Below are 18,793 nucleotides of genomic sequence, written 5' to 3'. Positions count from 1 at the left end.
GCCCGGACGTCCCGGCCGGGCGGATCGGCGACCATGCTCGGCCACCCCGGTGGAGTCGATCTGGAGGGCGGCTGGAGCGCCGGGCACCACCGCGTCCTGACCGGTTCTCGAGCGCGCGGCGGCACCGTCGCCGGTGGCGGTCGGTGGCCGGGGCACCGGTCGGTCCGCCGGCCCACACCCGGCGAGAACGGAGAACCCATGGACAGCAACTGGCGAGGAGCCCAGGCGGTGGCCGGGCTCGGCGACGCGCCGTTGCCGGCACCCGCCCGGCTCCTCCTGCTCACCAGCGGCAAGCGCATCTCCCAGGTCATCTACGCGCTGGCGGAGGTCGGCGTCGCCGACGCGCTGGCCGACGGCCCGCTGCCGGTCGACGAGCTGGCCCGACGCACCGACACCGATCCGGGGGCGCTGTACCGGCTGCTGCGCTGCGCCGCCGCCGTCGGCGTCTTCGCCGAGCGGGAGGGCCGGGAGTTCGCGCTCACCGAGCTGGCCGAGGCGATGCGCGCCGACGTGCCGCACAGCCAGCGGGACATGATCCTGTTCAACGGCGCCGAGGAGATGTGGGCGCCGTACGGGCGGATCGTCGACAGCCTGCGCACCGGCAAGCCGGTCTTCCCGGAGCTCTTCGGCGCCGGGTTCTTCGACCACCTGCGGGCGCACCCCGAGGTGAGCGCGGTCTTCGACCGGGCGATGACCCGGATGAGCGCGACCACCACCCGGCAGTTCCTCGACGCGTACGACTTCGGGCGCTTCCGCCGGGTGGCCGACGTGGGCGGCGGGCGGGGCCACTTCCTGGCCGAGCTGCTGCACCGGCACCCCTCGGTGCGCGGGACGCTGGTCGACCAGCCGCACGTGGCCGAGGTGGCGGCCGGCGTCTTCGCCGCCCGGGGCGTGGCGGACCGGGCCGAGGTGCGGCCCGGCGACTTCTTCGGCGAGCTGCCCGGCGGCTTCGACGCGTACGTGCTCAAGGCGGTGCTGCACGACTGGGACGACGAGGACGCGCTGGCGATCCTGCGCCGGATCCGCGCCGCGATCGGCGCCGACCCCGAGGCGCGCCTGCTGGTGCTGGAGCACGTGCTGGCTCCGTTGAACGCGTGGGACCACGGCAAGTTCCTCGACATCGACATGCTGCTGCGCTTCGGCGGCCGGGAACGCGACGCGGAGCAGTGGCGGGAGCTGCTGCGCGCCGGCGGCTTCGAGCTGGTCGGCGAGCCGACGGCCGGGCGGTGGGCGGTGCTCGAATGCCGGCCGGCGTGAGCGCGGGCGGGCGGGCCGGGGCGCGGCTGGACGGCCGGCGGGCCCTGGTCACCGGCGCCGACCGGGGCGTCGGCCGGGCCGTCGCGCTGGCCCTCGCCGACGCGGGGGCGACGGTGATGGCGGCGTACCGCGCGGAGGGTGCGGGCGTGGACGACCTGCGGGTCCGGCTGAAGGAGCGGGGCGGCACGCACCACCTGGTCCGGGCCGACGTCACCGATCCGGACGAGGTGACCCAGCTGCTCAACCTGTGCCGGCGGCAGCTGTCCGGACTGGACGTGCTGGTCAACGCGGACACCGCGAGCGGGTCGGCCCGGCTGGCCGCGCTGACGGTGGCCGAGTGGCGGCGGGTGCTCGACGGCACGTTGACCGGGATGTTCCTGGTCACCCGGGAGGCGCTGCCGCTGCTCGGCGCGGGCGCCTCGGTGGTCAACCTGACCTCGGCGGCGGCCCTGCGCGGCCGGCCGGCCCGGGCGCACGACCTGGCGGCGAAGGCGGGCGTGCTCGGGCTGACCCGCGCGCTGGCCCGGGAGCTGGGACCGGACGGCATCCGGGTCAACGCGGTGGCCACCGGGCGCATCGCCCTCGACCCGGCGGACGCCCCCGCCACGGCGGCCCCGGGCGGCCCGTCGGCCGGCCGGGAGAGCGCCACCGGCCCGGCGCCGGCCGGAACGCCCGCACCGCAGGTGCAGGTCACCGCGCCGCAGGGCCACTGGCTGGGCAGCGCGACGCAGGGCCACTGGGTGGGCACCGCCATGCAGGGCTTCGGCCCCGCCGTCGCCCCACCCTCCCCGGCCACGGCGGCACCGGGCGGCGGGTCGACGCCGGGGCGGGCGCCGGCCGCCGACACCCACCCGCCGGTGGCGCTGGGCCGACCGGGCACCGCCGAGGATGTGGCCGCGGCGGTGCTCTTCCTCGCCGGCGACCTGGCCCGGTGCGTCACCGGGGAGACCGTCACCGTCGACGGGGGGATGTGATGAGCGTCCGGATCCTGCTCTGGCACCGCGTGGACGGCGACGGCGCCGCGGTGCGGGACGCGTACCACCGGGTCAGCCGGGCGCTGGCCGGCACCCCCGGGCTGCTCGGCAACCAGCTGCTGCGCTCCGCCGTCGACCCGGCGAGCTTCGTGGTGATGAGCGAGTGGACCAGCCTGGCCGCCTTCCAGGACTGGGAGGGCGGCGCCACGCACCGGGGCACCACCGCGCCGCTGCGCCCCTACCAGGACCCGCGCCGGCAGCCGCCGTACGAGATCCTGGAGACCCTGGCGGCGTACCCCTGAGCGTCAGCTGATCTCCTCGGCCCAGGTGCGCCAGTCGTCCAGCACCCCGTGCAGCGCCGGGGTGAGCCAGCCGGGCGCGGAGCGGCGGAAGACCCCCGGGTCCATGCCGCCCGCCCCGTCGGGCAGGGCGCCGAGCAGGTTCGGCACCAGGTCGGTCAGGTTGGTCCAGTGCACCAGCTCCGGTGCGGTCGGCCAGGCGCCGATCACCACCCCGGCCGGGACGGCCCGGCGCTCCAACGCCTCCAGGGTGAGCGCGGTGTGGTTCAGCGTGCCGAGCCCGGCGCGGGCCACCACCACGGCCGGGGCGCCGAGCGACACCGCCAGGTCGGCCACCGTCCAGGGCTCGCCCGAGGGCCGCAGCCCCATCGGTACGAGCAGGCCGCCGGCCCCCTCGACGAGCACCAGGTCGTGCTTGTCGACCTCCTCGCGGACCGCGTCGACCGCCGCGTACAGCTCCAGCGGTTCCAGCTCGGCGACCCGGGCGGCGGCGAGCGGGGCGAGCGGGTCCGGGTAGCTGGCCAGGGTCCGGCCGGTCAGCGGGGCGGCCAGTCGGGTCACCGAGTCGATGTCGCCCGGCTCGCCGGTGGCCGTACCGGTCTGCCCCGGCTTGACCACGGCGACCCGCAGCCCGGCGGCCTGCGCCGCCGCCGCGATCGCCGCGGTCACCACCGTCTTGCCCACCCCGGTGTCCGTGCCGGTCACCAGCACCGGCCCGGTCCACCCGCCATCCGTCACGGTGTCACCTCGGTTCGCGACTGCGGGGCTCGCAAACCCGGCTCACTCCTCGCGCTCACGGAGCCCACCTCGGTTCGCGACTGCGGGGCTCGCAAACCCGGCTCACTCCTCGCGCTCACGGCGCACATTCCACAATGACGTCCAGGGCCCGTTCGTAGTCCGCGCGCGCAACCCCGGCGCTGATCGTCAGCCGGAGCCGGGAGCGGCTGTCCGGGGTGGACGGCGGCCGGAAGCAGCCCACCGCGACCCCGCGGTCGCGGCAGTCCGCCGCCCAGGCGGTCGCCGCCTCCGGGCTGGAGGCGGTCACCGAGACCACGGCCGCGTCGGGGGCGGAGACGGTCAGCCCGGCCGCGCCGAGCCGCCGCACCGCGAGCGCGGCCCGGTCGGCCAGCTCGGCGCGGAGGTCGTCGCCGGCGCGGGCCAGCCGCGCGGCGGCGGCGACCCCGGCGGCGACCGCCGGGGGCAGCGCGGTGTCGAAGATGAACGTCCGGCCCGTCTCCACCAGGTGGCGGACGAACTCGGCCGGGCCGGCGACCACCCCGCCCGCGCCGCCGAGCGCCTTCGACAGGGTGGCGGTGACCACCACGTCCGGCTCGCCGGACAGGCCCGCGGCGGCCACCCCGCCGGCGCCGGCCGGGCCGGTCACGCCGAGCGCGTGCGCGTCGTCGACCAGCAGCAGCGCGCCGTGCCGTCGGGCGACGGCGTGCAGCGCGGCCAGCGGGGCCAGGTCGCCGTCGACGGAGAAGACCGACTCGGTGACCACCACGGCCGGCCGGCCGGGGGCGGCGGCCAGTGCGGCGGCCACCGCGTCGACGTCGGCGTGCGGGGTGACCACGGTCTCCGCGCCGGAGATCCGGCAGCCGTCGATCAGCGAGGCGTGGTTGTGGGCGTCGGAGACGAGCAGCGTTCGCGGCTGGACGACACCGCGGACGGCGGCGAGATTGGCCAGGTAGCCGGAGGAGAAGACCAGCGCCCGGTCGGTGCCGAGCCACTCGGCGAGGGTGTCCTCGAGGGCGTGGTGGGCGTCGGTGGAGCCGCGCACCAGGCGCGACCCGGTGGCCCCCAGTCCGTACCCGGACAGCGCCCGCGCGGCGGCGGCGGTGACCTCGGGGTGGGTGGCCAGGCCGAGGTAGTCGTTGCCGGCCAGGTCGACCACGGCGTCGCCGGCGGCGCGGGGGCGCAGGGTGCGGGTGAGTCCCGCCCGGGCCCGCAGCTCGGCGCGACGGTCGAGCGCCGCCAGCCAGTCCGCCACCGTCACTCCCCTCGTCCGCCGCGCCCGCGGGCGCTCCCGCCGGGCGAAGTTACCACCCGCCCGACCGGCCCCGGCGTGGCGCGGGCCGCCCGGCCGGGCTGCTCGGACGCCGCTGGTGCCCGGATCGAGCGCCGGGCCTGGGCCGTTCTCCCCCGTCCGACGGCCTTGTAGGGTACGAGCCATGCCAGAGATCCTCGACCAGGCCCGGACCCAGGTGCTGGAGAACGGCGTCGGCCTCGACGAGGCCGGTGTCCTCGCCGTGCTGAACCTGCCCGACGAAGACGTTCCCGCCGCTCTCCAGCTCGCCCACGAGGTGCGGATGCGCTGGTGCGGCCCGGAGGTCGAGGTCGAGGGCATCGTCTCGCTGAAGACCGGCGGCTGCCCCGAGGACTGCCACTTCTGCTCGCAGTCGGGGCTGTTCACCTCCCCGGTCCGCTCGGTCTGGCTGGACATCCCGTCCCTGGTGGAGGCGGCGAAGCAGACCGCGAAGACCGGGGCGACGGAGTTCTGCATCGTGGCCGCCGTGCGCGGCCCGGACGCCCGGCTGATGAAGCAGATGCGCGAGGGCGTCGCCGCCATCAAGGCGGAGGTCGACATCCAGGTCGCCGCGTCGCTGGGCATGCTCACCCAGGAGCAGGTCGACGAGCTGGTCGAGATGGGCGTGCACCGCTACAACCACAACCTGGAGACCTGCCGCTCCTACTTCCCGAACGTGGTCACCACGCACTCCTGGGAGGAGCGCTGGGAGACGCTGAAGATGGTCCGCGAGTCCGGCATGGAGGTCTGCTGCGGCGGCATCCTCGGCCTCGGCGAGACCGTCGAGCAGCGCGCCGAGTTCGCCGCGCAGCTCGCCGAGCTGGACCCGCACGAGGTCCCGCTGAACTTCCTCAACCCCCGCCCGGGCACGCCGCTGGGTGACCGCCCGGTGGTCGAGGGCAAGGACGCGCTGCGGGCGATCGCCGCGTTCCGGCTGGCCATGCCGCGGACCATCCTGCGGTACGCGGGCGGCCGGGAGATCACCCTCGGCGACCTGGGCACCCGGGACGGCCTGCTCGGCGGCATCAACGCGGTCATCGTCGGCAACTACCTGACCACCCTGGGCCGGCCGGCGACCGACGACCTCGCGCTGCTGGACGACCTGAAGATGCCGGTCAAGGCGCTCTCCGCGACGTTGTGAGGCCGACGGTGACCGAGCTGGTGGAGCCGACCGCAGCCGGGTCGTGGTGCGACCGCTGCGGCGAGTCCGCGGCGGCGGGCCCGCACCCGGCCTGCGCGGCGGCCCGGGCGCTGGAGCCGCCGCGCTACTGCCCGCACTGCCGGCGCCGGATGAAGGTGCAGGTGCTGCCGGTCGGCTGGTCGGCGGCCTGCGTCGAGCACGGCGAGATCCGAGGCTGAGGCCGTGCTGCGGGGGCGGGCGGTGACGCTGCGGCCGGCGACGGACGCGGACGTGCCGGTCCTCGCGGCGATCCGGGCCACCCCGGAGGTCCGCCACTGGTGGCGCGGCGGCGACGACCTGGCCGAGGCCGTCCGCGCCGACCTGGCCGACGACGACCTGACCGTGTACGCCATCGAGCACGACGGCCGGGTGGTCGGGGCGATCCAGTGGTACGCCGAGCCCGACCCGGACTACCGGCACGCCGCGATGGACATCTTCCTCGACCCGGCGGTGCGCGGCGCCGGCCTCGGCGGGGACGCGATCCGCACCCTGGCCCGGCACCTGGTCGACGAGCACGGCCACCATCGGTTCACCATCGACCCGGCGGCGGCGAACACCGCTGCGATCCGCGCGTACGCGAAGGTGGGTTTCCGTCCGGTCGGCATCATGCGCCGCTACGAGCGCGGCGCGGACGGCCGCTGGCACGACGCCCTCCTGATGGACCTCCTGGCCGACGAACTGGCGGACTGAGTCAGCGGGGGCGGATCCGCCCAGCTCGGATCCCGGACGTCCGCCAGCACCCCGCCGTGCCAGCCGATGGCGAAGCCGGTGTCCCACCGTTACGACGACCCGGTGGTGGTCAACACCGTCAACGAGACCGGCCGACCCTGCGTGAATGTCGGCTCGGCCAGCGCGGCAGCGACATCCGCGAGCACGTCCCACGCGATGTCGGCTCAGGCGGTGTGGATCCAGTACCGCCGCAGTTGCCCCAACTCGGTGTCCCGCACGTCCTCCAGCACCCCGCCGTGTCGCTCGATCGTGCGGGTGGACGCCACGTTGTCCACGTCGCAGGTCACCAGGACCGGGTCCAGGCCCCGCCGACCCGCCTCGGTCAACACCCCGCCCAGGGCGAAGGTGGCCACGCCGCGGCGCCGCGCCGACGGCCGTACGCCGTAGCCGATGTGCCCGCCGGCGCGCCGCAGGAAATCGTTGAGGCGCAGCCGCAGGGAGATCGCGCCGAGCACCTCGTCGCCGTCGACGATCCACCAGTGCAGCGCGTGGACCAGCCCCTCCGGCGCTGGCCGGGACTCGTCCGCGTGCTCGTGCAGCCGCCGCACCCACGTCGCGAAGCCCTCCGGCGAGTCGACGTCGTCGTCCGGCTGCAGCCCGCTGCCGTCCTGGTGGACGCCCCGGCCCCAGTCGTCGCGGGCGGCCAGCCAGGCGGTGTGCAGGCGGGCGGTGGGGGTGATCAGCTCAAGCATGGGCGGAGGCTAGTGGGACGGGCGCCAGGCGGGCCACCGCTTTCCCCGCCGCACCGGTCCCAGACCACCTCCCGACCCGTCCCGGTCCTCGCCGACGAGCTGCCGACGAGTCACCCGTCCCAGATCAGGTGACCGTCGGGGAGCCGGCGGGCGCCCTCGGCCGGCAGGTGCGCGCTGAGCCGCCCGTCCGGCATCAGGTGCCGCACCGGTACGTCGCGGGCCAGCACCGCGACGTCGGCGATGAGCCGCCGGTGGCAGCGCCACCAGACACTCTCGCTGCACATCACCGCGGTGGTCCGCCGCGGGGCCTCAGCGAGCACCCCGTCCAGCGCCGCGTCGAAGTCCGGCGTCCGGGTGTACGCCGCGTACGCCCGGAACGCGGCGACCGTCCACCAGATGTCGGGTTCCGGGTCCCCGGCCCGGACGTGCCGGCGGCCGCCGAGCCGCGGCTCCCAGCGGTAGTCGACCCCCCGCTCCGGCAGCCAGCGGGCCAGTTCCTCCCGTCGCACGTCCGGGTTGGTCCGGCTGGCCGGGTAGCGCCGCACGTCCACCACCAGGGCGACCCCGGCACCGGTCAGCAGCTCCCCCAGCCGCTCCCGGTCGGCCGACCCGTGCCCCACGGTCAGCAACGCCCGCTCCACCCCGTCAGCTTGCCCGCAATCGCGGCCGGCCACCCGGTCAGCCCGGCGGGGGCGCGGCCCGCACGGTGGGGGCGCCGAACCGGCCGGCGGTGAGCAGGTCCGGGGCGACGTCCAGCGCCGGCGCCACAGCGACACGTGCTGGCTGCACATGGTCCGCCGGACGTACGGGTCGGGGTCGCCGGAGCGGCTCACCCGCTCCCAGTGCCGGGTCAGCCGCACCAGCGTGAGCTGCACCAGGTCCTCGGCCTGGTGCCGGTCGCCGGTGAGCAGGTACGCCGACCGAGACAGCGCGGCTGTCCACGCGGCCACGTATGCCCGGAACGACTCCTCAGGGTTCACACCCACCTCCACCTCACCGCACGCCTGACGGATGGGAGCCGGGTGGGTGCTGTGCCGAGTTTCTCAGCCAGCCCGGCGCGATCCGGCGCATCACATAAGCGGCAAAACCCCCGTTCCGGTCGAAACGACCGGGAGGGGGTGTCCCGATCCGAGGGTGACCTGTCCTCATGGACGGCCATCGCCCCCCGACCCCTCCCGGTTCCACCTGTCAGCGGGCCGACGAGCCCGCCGACTGAGGAGGAACGATGTCCCCGAATCCACGCCGGCGCGAGGCGCTGATCGCGCTCGGCCTGGCCGCCGGCCCGGTCGTCGCGCTCGGCTTCACCCGGTTCGCGTACGCCCTGCTGCTGCCCGCCATGCGCGGCGACCTGCATTGGACGTACGCCCAGGCCGGCGGCCTGAACACCGCGAACGCCGCCGGCTACGTGATCGGCGCCGGGACGGCGGTGCTCTGGGCCCGCCGGCTCGGCGACCGGGCCGCCTTCGCCGGCGCCCTCGCGGTCAGCGCGCTCGCCCTGCTGCTCACCGGGACCACCGCGGACTATCCGGTGCTGAGCCTGCTGCGGTTCGTCGGTGGGCTGGCCACGGCGGTCTCCTTCGTGCTCGGGTCGGCGCTCGCCGCCCGGGTCGCCGCCGGCGGTGGCCAGCGTCGGGCCGCGCTGCTGGTCGCGCTCTACATGGCCGGGGTCGGCATCGGCGTGGTGCTCTCCGGACTGCTGGTGCCGGCGGCCCTCGCCGTGGCCGGGGACGCCGGGTGGCGGGCCGGGTGGCTGCTGCTCGGTGTGGTGGCCGTGCTCGCGGTCGGGCCGGCCGTGCTCGCCGTCCGGCGGGTCCCGGCGGTGGCCGGGAGGACCGGCGCCGGGCTGCCCCGGGCGGACCTGGCCCGGCTCGCCCCGACCTTCGCCTGGTACGTCCTCTTCGGCGCCGGCTACGTCAGCTACATGACCTTCGTCATCGCGCTCCTGCGCGACCAGGGTCTCGGCACCGCGGGCGTCGCCACCTTCTTCGTGGTGCTCGGTCTCGCCTCGGCGGTGGCCACGCTGACGGTGTGGGGGCGGGTGATCGGGCGGCTGCCCGGCGGCCGCGGACCGGCGCTGGTCTCGGTGCTGGTGCTGGTCGGCGTGCTGCCGGTGCTGCTGCTGCCGGCCGGGCTGCCCGCGGCGCTGGTGTCGGCGGCGGTCTTCGGCAGCTCGTTCATGGCCGGCCCGACGGCGGCCACCGTGCTCGCCCGGCGGACCCTGCCGGCCGGCGGCTGGACCGCCGGCATCGCCCTGCTGACCGTGGCCTTCTCCGTCGGCCAGGCGGTCGGCCCGCTGGTCTCGGGCGCGCTGTCGGACTCCGGCGGCGTCGCGGTGGGGCTCTGGCTCTCCGTCGGCCTGCTGGCCGCCGCCGCCCTGGTCGCCCTGCGCCAGCGCGACACCGTCCCGGCCGAGGCCCCGGAACCCGTCGCCGCCCTCCGTCGCTGACCCGGCCGCCCGGCCACGATCCGGGGCCTGTCGTCCGGCTTTCCCGCCGGCCACGACAGGTCCCGGATCGCGGCGGTTCAGGGGGTGGGATTGATGCCGGTGGTGCGGAAGCGGGAGCGGTAGGCGCCGGGGGTGACGCCGAGTTCGCGGAGGAAGGCCCGGCGCATCGTCTCCGGCGAGCCGAAGCCGACTCGGCGGGCCACCACGTCGAGGGTGTCGTCGCCGCGCTCCAGCAGGTCCTGCGCCGCCTCGACCCGGACCCGGTCGAGGTAGACCGCCGGGGTGATGCCCAGCTCGGTGCGGAACAACCGGCCGAGGTGCCGCGCGCTCACCCCGGCCAGCGCCGCCAGGCCGGCCAGGTCGTACGGCCCGACCGGGTCCGCGGCCACCGTGTCCAGCACCCGGCGCAGCAGGTCGTTGCGGGTACTCGCGGTGTTGGTCCGGACGCTGAACTGGGACTGCCCGCCGGGGCGCTGCATGAAGACCACCAGGTGCCGGGCCACCGCGCGGGCCGTCTCCGGGCCGAGGTCCGCCTCGACCAGCGCCAGGGTCAGGTCGATGCCGGCGGTGATCCCGGCGGACGTGATGATCCGGCCGTCGACGATGAAGATCGGGTCCGGGTCGACGGTGACCGCCGGGAAGTGCGCGGCGAGCTGGTCGGCCAGGTCCCAGTGCGTGGTCACCCGGCGGCCGTCGAGAAGGCCCGCGGCGGCGAGGGGGAACGCCCCGGCACAGACCGAGGCGGTCCGGGCGGACCCGGCGGCGAGCCGGCGGATCTGGTCCAGCAGCGCCTCGTCCGCCGCGGCGGCCTGCCAGTCCGGCGCGCCGGGCACGACCAGGGTGCCGATCGGGCCGGTCACGTCGGGCAGCGCCAGGTCGGCGCCGAGCCGGGCGCCCGCGCTGCTCACCACGTCCCGTCCGTCGGGTGAGGCGAGCAGCGGCCGGTACGAGCCGCCGTGCTCGTTGGCGACGGTGAGCACCTCCAGCGGCCCGGTGACGTCAAGCAGCCGCACCCCGTCGTAGACGACGAAGAGCACGGTGTCACTGCGCCCCCGGGCCTCCACGGGTCGAGCCTAGTGCGCGTAGAGCACGTGCCGGGTGTCGGTGGGGACGGCCCGGCTGTTCCAACCGTGTGTGAAGACGGGAGAAATCGGTAGAAGCTCGGCAGGTCGCAGCGTTGCAGTGATCACGAGCGTTACATCGACACGCGGCGCATCGACGAAGAGATCGGCGTGAACACGTTCATGGCCGCCACGTCGCCCCAGCTCAGACCGATCGTCCGATGTCTCCGGTGTCGCCCCGGCGATCGGTTCATGCGAACATGTGCCGTCTGTATTTCCAAGTTCGGAGGATCCACATGCCACAGCGTCGGCACGTGGCGCGCGCGGCCCTCACCGCAGCCGCCGCCATGGCCTGCCTCGCTCTCGGTAGTCCCGCCCTGGCCACCGACCCGGGCGGCGCGAACGGCACTGTCAAGATCGACGGGCCCGCGTACCAGCTGGACAACCGGAACGAGCCGCACGTCACCTGCGAGTTCCAGGTCGAGTTCTTCAACTTCGACAAGGACGAGCGGGCAAGCCTGATCTTCGAGGCGTGGCCGCCGTCCGCCCCGGACTTCCACGAGGTCAAGCGCGTCACCGACGTGCTGGTGAGCGACGACAAGGCCAGCGGTGGCTCGTACCGGAACGACCCGGACGAGGTCTTCCGGTTCTCCGCCGCCGACCTCAACCTCACCGAGGCGATGGCGCACCCGAAGCAGGGCTACCACATCAAGCTCACGGTCGACCGGCAGAACCACCCGGGGTGGACCGAGAAGCACAAGGTCTTCTGGCTCAAGCCGTGCGAGTCGACCGAGTCGCCCTCACCGACCCCGTCGGAGTCGGAGTCGTCGTCGGAGTCGCCGACCCCGACGCCGGGCCAGTCGGGTGCGACGTCGCAGTCTCCGGGCGGCGTCGGTGGCGGCAACGGCACCGAGGGTGGGCTCCCGCTCACCGGTGTGGCCGCGACCAGCACCGCGCTGACCGGCCTCGCCCTGATCGGTGGCGGTGTCGCGCTGATGGTGCTCCGTCGCCGTCGCGACAAGATCACCTTCACCAGCTGACCCCAGCCGGTGAACTGAACCGGCCGTCGGACATTCGTCCGGCGGCCGGTTCCGTCTTTCTCGGACGGCACGCCGAGGGCAGGTCGGCCGAGCTGCACATCCCCTACCGACTCACCGCCGGCGGGACATTCTGAGCAGCCCCGATACGATCTTGGTTGTGGAAGCTCTCGACCCGAAGCGCACCGCCGTCGTCCTGATCGACCTGCAGCGTCGCATCGTGGGATTGCCCACCGCCCCGCACACCGGGGCCGAGGTGGCCACCCGCTGCGTCGCCCTCGCCGAGGCCGCCCGCGCCGCCGGCGCCACCGTGGTGGTGGTCCGGGTCGAGCGCCCCGGCCCCGACCCGCAGCCGGCGGGGAGCGAACTGGTTCCCGAGGCCGTGCCGCGCTCCGGCGACCTGGCGATCGTCAAGCACAGCTGGGGGGCCTTCCACGAGACCGGGCTGGACGCCGCCCTACGCGAGCGGGCCGTCGACACGCTGGTCGTCGCCGGGCTGGTCACCAACTTCGGCGTGGAGCAGACCGCCCGGGTGGCCGAGGAGATCGGCTACCGCGTGGTCTTCCCGCACGACGCGATGTCCGGACTGGACGCGTACGCGCACGAGTTCGCCGTCGACTACATCTTCCGCCGGCTCGGCACGGTCTGCTCGACCGACGAGGCGGTCGCGGCGCTGCGCGGCTCCTGAGCGACCGTTGAACCGGATCCGGTATTGATCCGTACTGACGGGTAACCCGGTCGACGTCGCCCGGAGGTGGATCACATCATCGACAGCTTTCTATTTGTTTGAGGCGTACTCCCAGGTCAGAGCCGGTGGTCGACGGTCGCAAGGTACCGCGAGCGGCGCCGGACGGCGGACCTGGTGTCCTGGCATACGAACGTACGGTTGCCGCCGCGCTCGACGGCGCGGGACAGTACGCGACACCAGCGGCGCCATGGACGCCGCCGCTCCCCCGGTCCACCCTGAGGAGATCGCGATGGCTCTCAGACTCGCCGACGGCACCGCCTGGTCCGACACCCTCGCCCGCGCGGTGGCCGCCGCCCCGGAGGCCTTCGGGGCGCCGACCGACGGCGTCACCACCCTGCACAACCTGGTCGAGGGCGACTGGCGGGCGGTCGGGTCACCCACCCCGGTCCGCACCCCGGTCGACAACACCGTCCTGGTCAACCTGGCCCGGCTCGACGCCGACTCGGCCCGCGCGGCGGTCGCCCACGCCGCCGCCGCGCACCGCGAGTGGGCGCAGACCCCGCTCGCCGACCGCAAGGCCCGGGTCACCGACGCCCTGGACGCGCTCACCGCGCACCGCGACCTGCTCGCCCTGCTGCTGGTCTGGGAGATCGGCAAGCCGTGGCGGCTGGCCTGCGCCGATGTGGACCGCGCCCTGGACGGCGTCCGCTGGTACGTGGGCGAGATCGACCGGATGCTCGCCGACGGCCGGGAGCCGCTGCCCGGCCCGGTCAGCAACATCGCCTCCTGGAACTACCCGATGAGCGTGCTGGTGCACGCCGAGCTGGTGCAGCTGCTGGCCGGCAACGCGGTCATCGCCAAGACCCCGTCCCAGGGCGGCGCGGTCTGCCTCACCGTCGCGCACGCCCTGATGCGCCGCGCCGGGCTGCCCGCCACGCTCGTCTCCGGCAGCGGGGAGGAGCTCTCCGAGGTCCTGGTGCGGGCGCCGGAGATCGGCGCGGTCGCCTTCGTCGGCGGCCGCTCCAACGGTGGCAAGGTCGCCGCCGCGCTGCTCGACTCCGACAAACGGCACTTCATCGAGCAGGAGGGCCTCAACGCCTGGGGCATCTGGAACTTCTCCCAGTGGGACATGCTCGCCGCGCACCTGAAGAAGGGCTTCGAGTACGGCAAGCAGCGCTGCACCGCGTACCCACGGTTCGTCGTCCAGCGCGACCTCGTCGACGAGTTCCTCGACATGTACCTGCCGGTGGTCCGCTCCGTCCGGTTCGGACACCCGCTCGCCGTCGGCGAGGACTGGTCGGCCGGCGACCCGCTGCCCGAGCTGGACTTCGGGCCGCTGATCAGCGCCGCCAAGGCCGAGGAGCTGCGCCGCAAGGTCGATGAGGCGGTACGCGGCGGCGCGGTGCCGCTGCACCGCGGCAAGCTCGACGGCGCACCCTTCCTCGACGGGCAGGACACCTCGGCGTACGTCGCCCCGGCGGTGCTGCTCGCCCCGCCCGGTCGGTCCCGGCTGATGCACGCCGAGCCGTTCGGCCCGGTCGACACCATCGTCGTGGTGGACACCACCGACGAGCTGCTGGCCGCGATGAACGCCTCCAACGGCGCGCTGGTCGCGTCGCTGGCCTGCGACGACACCGACGAGGCGGCGAAGCTCGCGGTCGACCTCCAGGCGTTCAAGGTGGGCATCAACAAGCCCCGCTCGCGCGGGGACCGGGACGAGCCGTTCGGCGGCCGGGGCGCCTCCTGGAAGGGCGCCTTCGTCGGCGGCGACCTGCTCGTCCAGGCGGTCACCGTCGGCGGGGACGGCCGGCTCTACGGCAACTTCCCGGACTACAGCAGCTACCCGGCCACCTGAGACACCGGACATGGGCAGGGCCCCCGCACCGGGGGCCCTGCCGTTTCACCGCCTCCGCACCGGAGGTCGGCCGTCCCGCCGACGCCGGGCGCACCGCCCGACGCCGACGCTCCATTCAGCTCACCCGGACCGCGCCGGGATGGTCACGCCGGCCACCAGCGGCACCGTCGCGGTCAGCAGGGACCCGTCCCGCTCCATCGGGGTCGGGCGGCCCAGCCGGGCCAGGGTCCGCAGCATCGGCGCGTTCTCCGCCAGGACGTGCAGCACCAGGGCCGCGTAACCGGCCCGCTCGGCGTGCCCGACCAGGCGGTGGAGCAGCGCGGTGCCGATGCCCCGCCGCTGCCAGTCGTCCCGGACCAGCAGCGCCACCTCCGCCTCGTCCCCCTCCGCGAGCAGGTTCGCCATCGCGACGACCGACTCCGCCGCCCCGCCGAAGCCGGACCGGGTCACGACGAGGCTGACCCCCCGCGCCGGTTCGAGCAGCCGGCGCAGTCGGGACGGCGACGGGGACCCCGCCCCACCCAGGTACCGGCGCTGCCGGCTGCGCGCCGAGCAGCCCTCGTGCAGCTCCACCACGCCCGCCAGGTCGTCCACCGTCGCCGGCCGGACCAGCAGCTCCGCCCCGTCGGGCAGAAGCAGGGTGACCTGGTCCACCGCCCGGCGGGCCGCCGTGGCGGCCAGCTCGGCGAGCGCCTGCGCCCGGGCGTACTCCGCCGGGGTGAAGCTGGGCGCGGCCCGGCGCAGCTCGAACGACCCGCCGGTCGGGTCGGCGAGCAGCATCGTCGCCGCGCCGATCCCCGGTCGGCCGCCGACCGGCACCGGCCGCCAGGTCACCGCGTCCGCGCCCAGCAGGGCGCGCAGCGCCTCGCCGGTCGCGTCCGGGTCGCGGACCAGCCGGCTGGCCAGGCCGAGCACCCGGGTGGGCTGGTCGGCGAGGCCGCGCGCCTCGCTGCGCGCCACCCAGCAGTCCCGTCCCCGCCCCCGCTCCACGGCGGCCAGCAGGTCCGTCTCGGTCAGCTCGTCGGGCGCGTCGACGAGGAAATCGTCGACGGCGCCCACCTCGGTGGTGTGCACCTGCACGGTGAGGATGTTGACCCCGCGCAACGCGAGGCTCGCCGTGAGCACCGACAGGTAGCCGGGCCGGTCGTCCACGGTGGCTCGGATCCGCCATAGCGTCATGTCTGCTCCCTCCCTCACCACAAGACCCTGCCGGACGGCTGTTGCGCCGCCGTTGCCCGACGGTGACAGGCGCGAACCGGTCAGGTGACGCTGGTCACGGGCGGGGCGCCGACCAGGTCGAGGCGGTCACCGAGGATCACGGCGCTGGCCCGGACCAGCTGGGCCAGCCGGTCCACCTCGGTCGAGTGGAACGCGGCGGCCGCCAGGGGCTCGCTGCGGTCGCGCGCCACCACCAGCACCAGGCCGGCACGGCCGAACGGCGCGACCGCGTAGTGGTCGCCATCCGCGGTGGTCATCGAGCGGGCCCGCAGCGGGGTCACCTCCGGCAGCCGCGGCGGTTCCGGCGCCCGCCAGCTCGCGTGCCCGACCGTCGCCTGGCCGGCCCCGCCGCTGCGCGAGGCCCAGTCCAGCGGTACGACGGCGGCGACCGCCCAGTCGGCGGCGAGCAGCCCGGGCACCGCGTCCACCAGGGTGGCCACCCCGTCGGTCGGGTTCGCGGCGACCTGGGCGAGCAGTTCGGCGTCCTGGCCGGTGGTGGTCGGCGCGCCGATCGCCCGCCACACCCCGTCCACCTTGACGCCGGCGATCGCGGCCAGGCCGGCGAGGAGGCGCTCCACCCGCGCCGCCCCCGGCCAGACCACCGTGAAGTCGTCGACCGCCCGGCCGCCGAGCCGCTCCAGCACCACCACCTGGACGATGTCGGCGCCGGAGACGCCGAGTGTGCGGGCCACCTGGCCGAGCGTCCCGGGTCGGTCCGGCAGGGTCACCCGAACTCTCAGCAACATGTCTGGTCCCTCCGCTCGGCGGGCCGGTCGGGACGGCCGGCAGGCTGGGCACCAGCCTGCCGGTTGACCATTTCGCCCCTGTTGCAGCGGCATGTCCCGGCGGAAAATCCGACCTTGACAAGAAAGCTGAGCTGCCATCAACTATCCGGATGACCGAACCGGCCGTCGACCCCGCCCAGAAACCGACCGGCTCGGCGCCCGACCGGTCCCCCAAGGGCCTCGATCTCGACCGGCTCGCTGGGTACCTGGCCGAGCGGCGGCCGGAGCTGGCCGCCGGGCCGCTGTCGGCGCGGCTGATCGCCGGCGGCAAGTCCAACCTGACGTACCTGGTGCGCGCCGGCGGGCGCGAGATGGTGCTGCGCCGGCCCCCGCTGGGGCACGTGCTGGCCACCGCGCACGACATGGCCCGCGAGCACCGGGTGATCTCGGCGCTCGCGCCGACCGACGTCCCCGTCCCGGCGGCGCTGCTGCTCTGCGCCGACGACGCGGTGATCGGCGCGCCGTTCTACCTGATGGAGAAGGTCGACGGCGAGGTCTACCGGACCCGGGCGCAGACCGACCCGCTCACCGCCGCACAGCGGCACGACCTGGCCATGGCGATGATGGACACCCTCGCGGCGCTGCACATGGTCGAGCCGGCGGCCGTGGGGCTGGCCGACTTCGGCCGGCCGGAGGGCTACCTGGGCCGGCAGGTACGCCGCTGGGCCGGCCAGCTCGACCGGTCCCGCAGCCGCGCGCTGCCCGGCATCGACGAGCTGCGCGACGCGCTCGCCGACACCGTGCCGGAGGGCGCCAACGCGGGACGGATCGTGCACGGCGACTACCGGCTGGACAATCTCCTCGCCGCGATCGACCCGGTCACGGTCCGCGCGGTGCTGGACTGGGAGATGGCCACCCTCGGCGATCCCCTCGCCGACCTGGGGCTGCTGCTGACGTACTGGAGCGTGCTGGGCGACAGCGAGCTCGCCGAGGGCAACCCCGTCGCCGACGGGATCGGCCCGCGCGCCGGCTTCCCCACCGGCGACGAGCTGATCGACCGGTACGCCGGCCGCAGCGACGTCGACGTGGGCCCGCTGCACTGGCACGTGGCGCTCGGCTGCTTCAAGCTCGCGGTGATCTGCGAGGGGATCCACTACCGGCACACCCTCGGGCAGACGCTCGGCGGCGGCTTCGACCGGATCGGCGACATGGTGGCGCCGCTGGTCGACCACGGCCTGCGCGCGGTCCGGGAGGAGTGATGGACTTCGCGTACGACGACCGTACGGTCGAGTTGCGGGATCGGCTGGCCGCGTTCCTCGACGAGTGCGTGTACCCGGCCGAGCCGGTGCACGCCGAGCAGGTCGCCGCCGCCGGCGACCCCTGGTCCCGCTCCCCGGTGCTGGCGGAGCTGAAGGCGGAGGCCCGCGAACGCGGCCTGTGGAACCTCTTCCTGCCCGACCCGCGCTACGGCGCCGGCCTGACCAACCTTCAGTACGCTCCCCTCGCGGAGCTGACCGGGCGCAGCCCGCACCTGGCCCCCGAGGCGGTGAACTGCGCCGCGCCGGACACCGGCAACATGGAGCTGCTCGCCGAGTTCGGCTCCGCGGCGCAGCGGGACCGCTGGCTGAAGCCGCTGCTGGCGGGGGAGATCCGCTCGGCGTTCTGCATGACCGAGCCGGAGGTGGCCTCCTCCGACGCCGCCAACATCGCCACCCGGATCACCCGGGACGGCGACGAGTACGTGATCAACGGCCGCAAGTGGTGGTCGTCCGGGGCGATGGACCCGCGCTGCGAGATCTTCATCGTGATGGGCAAGACCGACCCGGACGCCGACCGGCACCGCCAGCAGAGCATGATCCTGGTCCCTCGGCACACGCCCGGCGTCACCGTCCGCCGGGGCATGACCGTCTTCGGCTACACCGACGCCCCGCACGGCGGCCACGCCGAGATCGACTTCACCGACGTCCGGGTGCCGGCGGAGAACCTGGTCGGCGCCGAGGGCGCCGGCTTCGCCATCGCCCAGGCCCGGCTCGGCCCGGGCCGGATCCACCACTGCATGCGGCTGATCGGCATGGCCGAGCGGGCCCTGGAGCTGCTCTGCCGCCGGGCCAACGAGCGGATCGCGTTCGGCCGGCCGCTCGCCGAGCAGGGCGTGGTGCGGGAGTGGATCGCCGAGTCCCGGGTCCGCATCGAGCAGGCCCGGCTGCTGGTGCTCAAGACCGCCTGGCTGATGGACACCGTCGGCAACAAGGGCGCGCACACCGAGATCCAGGCCATCAAGATCGCCACCCCGGCGATGGCCGAGTGGGTGATCGACAAGGCCATCCAGGGGTACGGCGGCGCCGGCGTCAGCCAGGACACCCCGCTCGCCGGCCTCTGGGCCCAGGCCCGCACCCTCCGCCTGGCCGACGGCCCCGACGAGGTGCACCGCGCCTCCCTCGCCAAACGCGAACTCCGCCGCTGGCCCACCCCCGCCTGACCCGCTCCCCTCCCGCTCCCCCTCCCCACCGCCCCCACCGCACGGTTGATCATGAAGTTGTTGCCCTCGACCACGGCGCGTCGAGGCAACAACTTCATGATCAACCCGGGATCGGGCGGGGTGGGAG

At 75.0% G+C, this 18,793-nt stretch carries 19 protein-coding genes; 12 read left to right on the top strand and 7 right to left on the bottom strand.

From position 1 onward, the window contains the following. The first annotated feature begins 198 nt into the window (after positions 1-198). From EV384_RS13335 to EV384_RS13325, 3 genes are read left to right on the top strand one after another with little or no spacing between them, the layout of a single operon-like run. A complete protein-coding gene (locus tag EV384_RS13335) occupies positions 199-1,257 on the top strand; it encodes a methyltransferase (protein ID WP_130333403.1) in 1,059 nt (352 codons plus the stop codon). Continuing rightward, the gene (locus EV384_RS13330; RefSeq protein WP_130333401.1) at positions 1,242-2,231 is read left to right on the top strand and encodes an SDR family NAD(P)-dependent oxidoreductase; all 990 of its coding nucleotides are present in this window, start codon (positions 1,242-1,244) and stop codon (positions 2,229-2,231) included. Before EV384_RS13335 ends, EV384_RS13330 begins: the two co-directional genes overlap by 16 nt. After that, complete coding sequence (locus EV384_RS13325; RefSeq protein WP_130333399.1) at positions 2,231-2,533, top strand: antibiotic biosynthesis monooxygenase family protein; 303 nt, start codon at positions 2,231-2,233, stop codon at positions 2,531-2,533. The genes EV384_RS13330 and EV384_RS13325 overlap by 1 nt, the downstream gene beginning before the upstream one ends. Positions 2,534-2,536: 3 nt before the next feature. Here the strand turns inward: EV384_RS13325 and bioD are convergent, their stop codons facing one another. Both bioD and EV384_RS13315 read right to left on the bottom strand, forming a co-directional pair. Beyond that, complete coding sequence (gene bioD, locus EV384_RS13320) at positions 2,537-3,241, bottom strand: dethiobiotin synthase (RefSeq protein ID WP_130340503.1); 705 nt, start codon at positions 3,239-3,241, stop codon at positions 2,537-2,539. A 142-nt stretch (positions 3,242-3,383) separates the two neighbouring features. Beyond that, complete coding sequence (locus EV384_RS13315; RefSeq protein WP_130333397.1) at positions 3,384-4,520, bottom strand: 8-amino-7-oxononanoate synthase; 1,137 nt, start codon at positions 4,518-4,520, stop codon at positions 3,384-3,386. Positions 4,521-4,701: 181 nt separating this feature from the next. On the opposite strand from EV384_RS13315, the gene bioB reads away from it, so the two are divergent. From bioB to EV384_RS13300, 3 genes are read left to right on the top strand one after another with little or no spacing between them, the layout of a single operon-like run. Beyond that, positions 4,702-5,697 (top strand): biotin synthase BioB, encoded by a 996-nt coding sequence (gene bioB / locus EV384_RS13310; RefSeq protein ID WP_089010433.1) that lies wholly within the window; start codon positions 4,702-4,704, stop codon positions 5,695-5,697. 8 nt (positions 5,698-5,705) lie between these two features. Continuing rightward, entirely contained in the window at positions 5,706-5,915 is a 210-nt protein-coding gene (bsaP, locus tag EV384_RS13305) for a biotin synthase auxiliary protein BsaP (RefSeq protein ID WP_130333395.1), read from the top strand. 4 nt (positions 5,916-5,919) lie between these two features. Beyond that, a complete protein-coding gene (locus EV384_RS13300) occupies positions 5,920-6,426 on the top strand; it encodes a GNAT family N-acetyltransferase (protein ID WP_130333393.1) in 507 nt (168 codons plus the stop codon). Between the two features lie 203 nt (positions 6,427-6,629). On the opposite strand, the gene EV384_RS13295 is transcribed toward EV384_RS13300, so the two are convergent. Continuing rightward, positions 6,630-7,157 carry a GNAT family N-acetyltransferase gene (locus tag EV384_RS13295; protein ID WP_130333391.1) on the bottom strand — a complete coding sequence of 176 codons (528 nt, stop codon included), beginning with the start codon at positions 7,155-7,157 and terminating at the stop codon, positions 6,630-6,632. Between the two features lie 110 nt (positions 7,158-7,267). Further along, positions 7,268-8,137 (bottom strand): DUF488 family protein, encoded by an 870-nt coding sequence (locus EV384_RS13290; protein ID WP_130333389.1) that lies wholly within the window; start codon positions 8,135-8,137, stop codon positions 7,268-7,270. Between the two features lie 245 nt (positions 8,138-8,382). Between EV384_RS13290 and EV384_RS13285 the strand changes: the two genes are divergently transcribed. Further along, positions 8,383-9,603: a YbfB/YjiJ family MFS transporter gene (locus EV384_RS13285; protein ID WP_130333387.1), complete on the top strand. Its 1,221-nt coding sequence runs from the start codon at positions 8,383-8,385 to the stop codon at positions 9,601-9,603. Positions 9,604-9,680: 77 nt separating this feature from the next. Here the strand turns inward: EV384_RS13285 and EV384_RS13280 are convergent, their stop codons facing one another. Beyond that, on the bottom strand, positions 9,681-10,667 hold the full coding sequence (locus EV384_RS13280) for a GlxA family transcriptional regulator (RefSeq protein ID WP_242624033.1): 987 nt from the start codon (positions 10,665-10,667) through the stop codon (positions 9,681-9,683). 311 nt (positions 10,668-10,978) lie between these two features. Between EV384_RS13280 and EV384_RS13275 the strand changes: the two genes are divergently transcribed. The 3 genes from EV384_RS13275 (at position 10,979) to EV384_RS13265 (ending at position 14,244) form a co-directional block, all read left to right on the top strand. Beyond that, the gene (locus EV384_RS13275; RefSeq protein ID WP_242624032.1) at positions 10,979-11,704 is read left to right on the top strand and encodes an LPXTG cell wall anchor domain-containing protein; all 726 of its coding nucleotides are present in this window, start codon (positions 10,979-10,981) and stop codon (positions 11,702-11,704) included. A 157-nt stretch (positions 11,705-11,861) separates the two neighbouring features. After that, positions 11,862-12,389 (top strand): isochorismatase family protein, encoded by a 528-nt coding sequence (locus EV384_RS13270; protein ID WP_130333383.1) that lies wholly within the window; start codon positions 11,862-11,864, stop codon positions 12,387-12,389. 289 nt (positions 12,390-12,678) lie between these two features. Next, a complete protein-coding gene (locus EV384_RS13265; protein WP_130333381.1) occupies positions 12,679-14,244 on the top strand; it encodes an aldehyde dehydrogenase family protein in 1,566 nt (521 codons plus the stop codon). A gap of 120 nt (positions 14,245-14,364) precedes the next feature. Here EV384_RS13265 and EV384_RS13260 read toward each other — a convergent pair whose 3' ends face one another. After that, entirely contained in the window at positions 14,365-15,423 is a 1,059-nt protein-coding gene (locus EV384_RS13260) for a GNAT family N-acetyltransferase (RefSeq protein ID WP_130333379.1), read from the bottom strand. Positions 15,424-15,503: 80 nt separating this feature from the next. Further along, on the bottom strand, positions 15,504-16,208 hold the full coding sequence (locus EV384_RS13255) for an ACT domain-containing protein (protein ID WP_130333377.1): 705 nt from the start codon (positions 16,206-16,208) through the stop codon (positions 15,504-15,506). 149 nt (positions 16,209-16,357) lie between these two features. Between EV384_RS13255 and EV384_RS13250 the strand changes: the two genes are divergently transcribed. Together EV384_RS13250 and EV384_RS13245 are read left to right on the top strand one after the other, a co-directional pair. Then, positions 16,358-17,446, top strand: a complete 1,089-nt coding sequence (locus EV384_RS13250; RefSeq protein ID WP_130333375.1) for a phosphotransferase family protein — start codon at positions 16,358-16,360, stop codon at positions 17,444-17,446. Next, the gene (locus EV384_RS13245; protein ID WP_130333373.1) at positions 17,446-18,666 is read left to right on the top strand and encodes an acyl-CoA dehydrogenase family protein; all 1,221 of its coding nucleotides are present in this window, start codon (positions 17,446-17,448) and stop codon (positions 18,664-18,666) included. Before EV384_RS13250 ends, EV384_RS13245 begins: the two co-directional genes overlap by 1 nt. Positions 18,667-18,793: the final 127 nt, after the last annotated feature.

The sequence above is a fragment of the Micromonospora kangleipakensis genome, assembly GCF_004217615.1.
Classification (GTDB): Bacteria; Actinomycetota; Actinomycetes; order Mycobacteriales; family Micromonosporaceae; genus Micromonospora; species Micromonospora kangleipakensis.
Note: the sequence above shows the minus strand (reverse complement) of the source record. Positions and strands in the feature narration are given on the sequence as shown.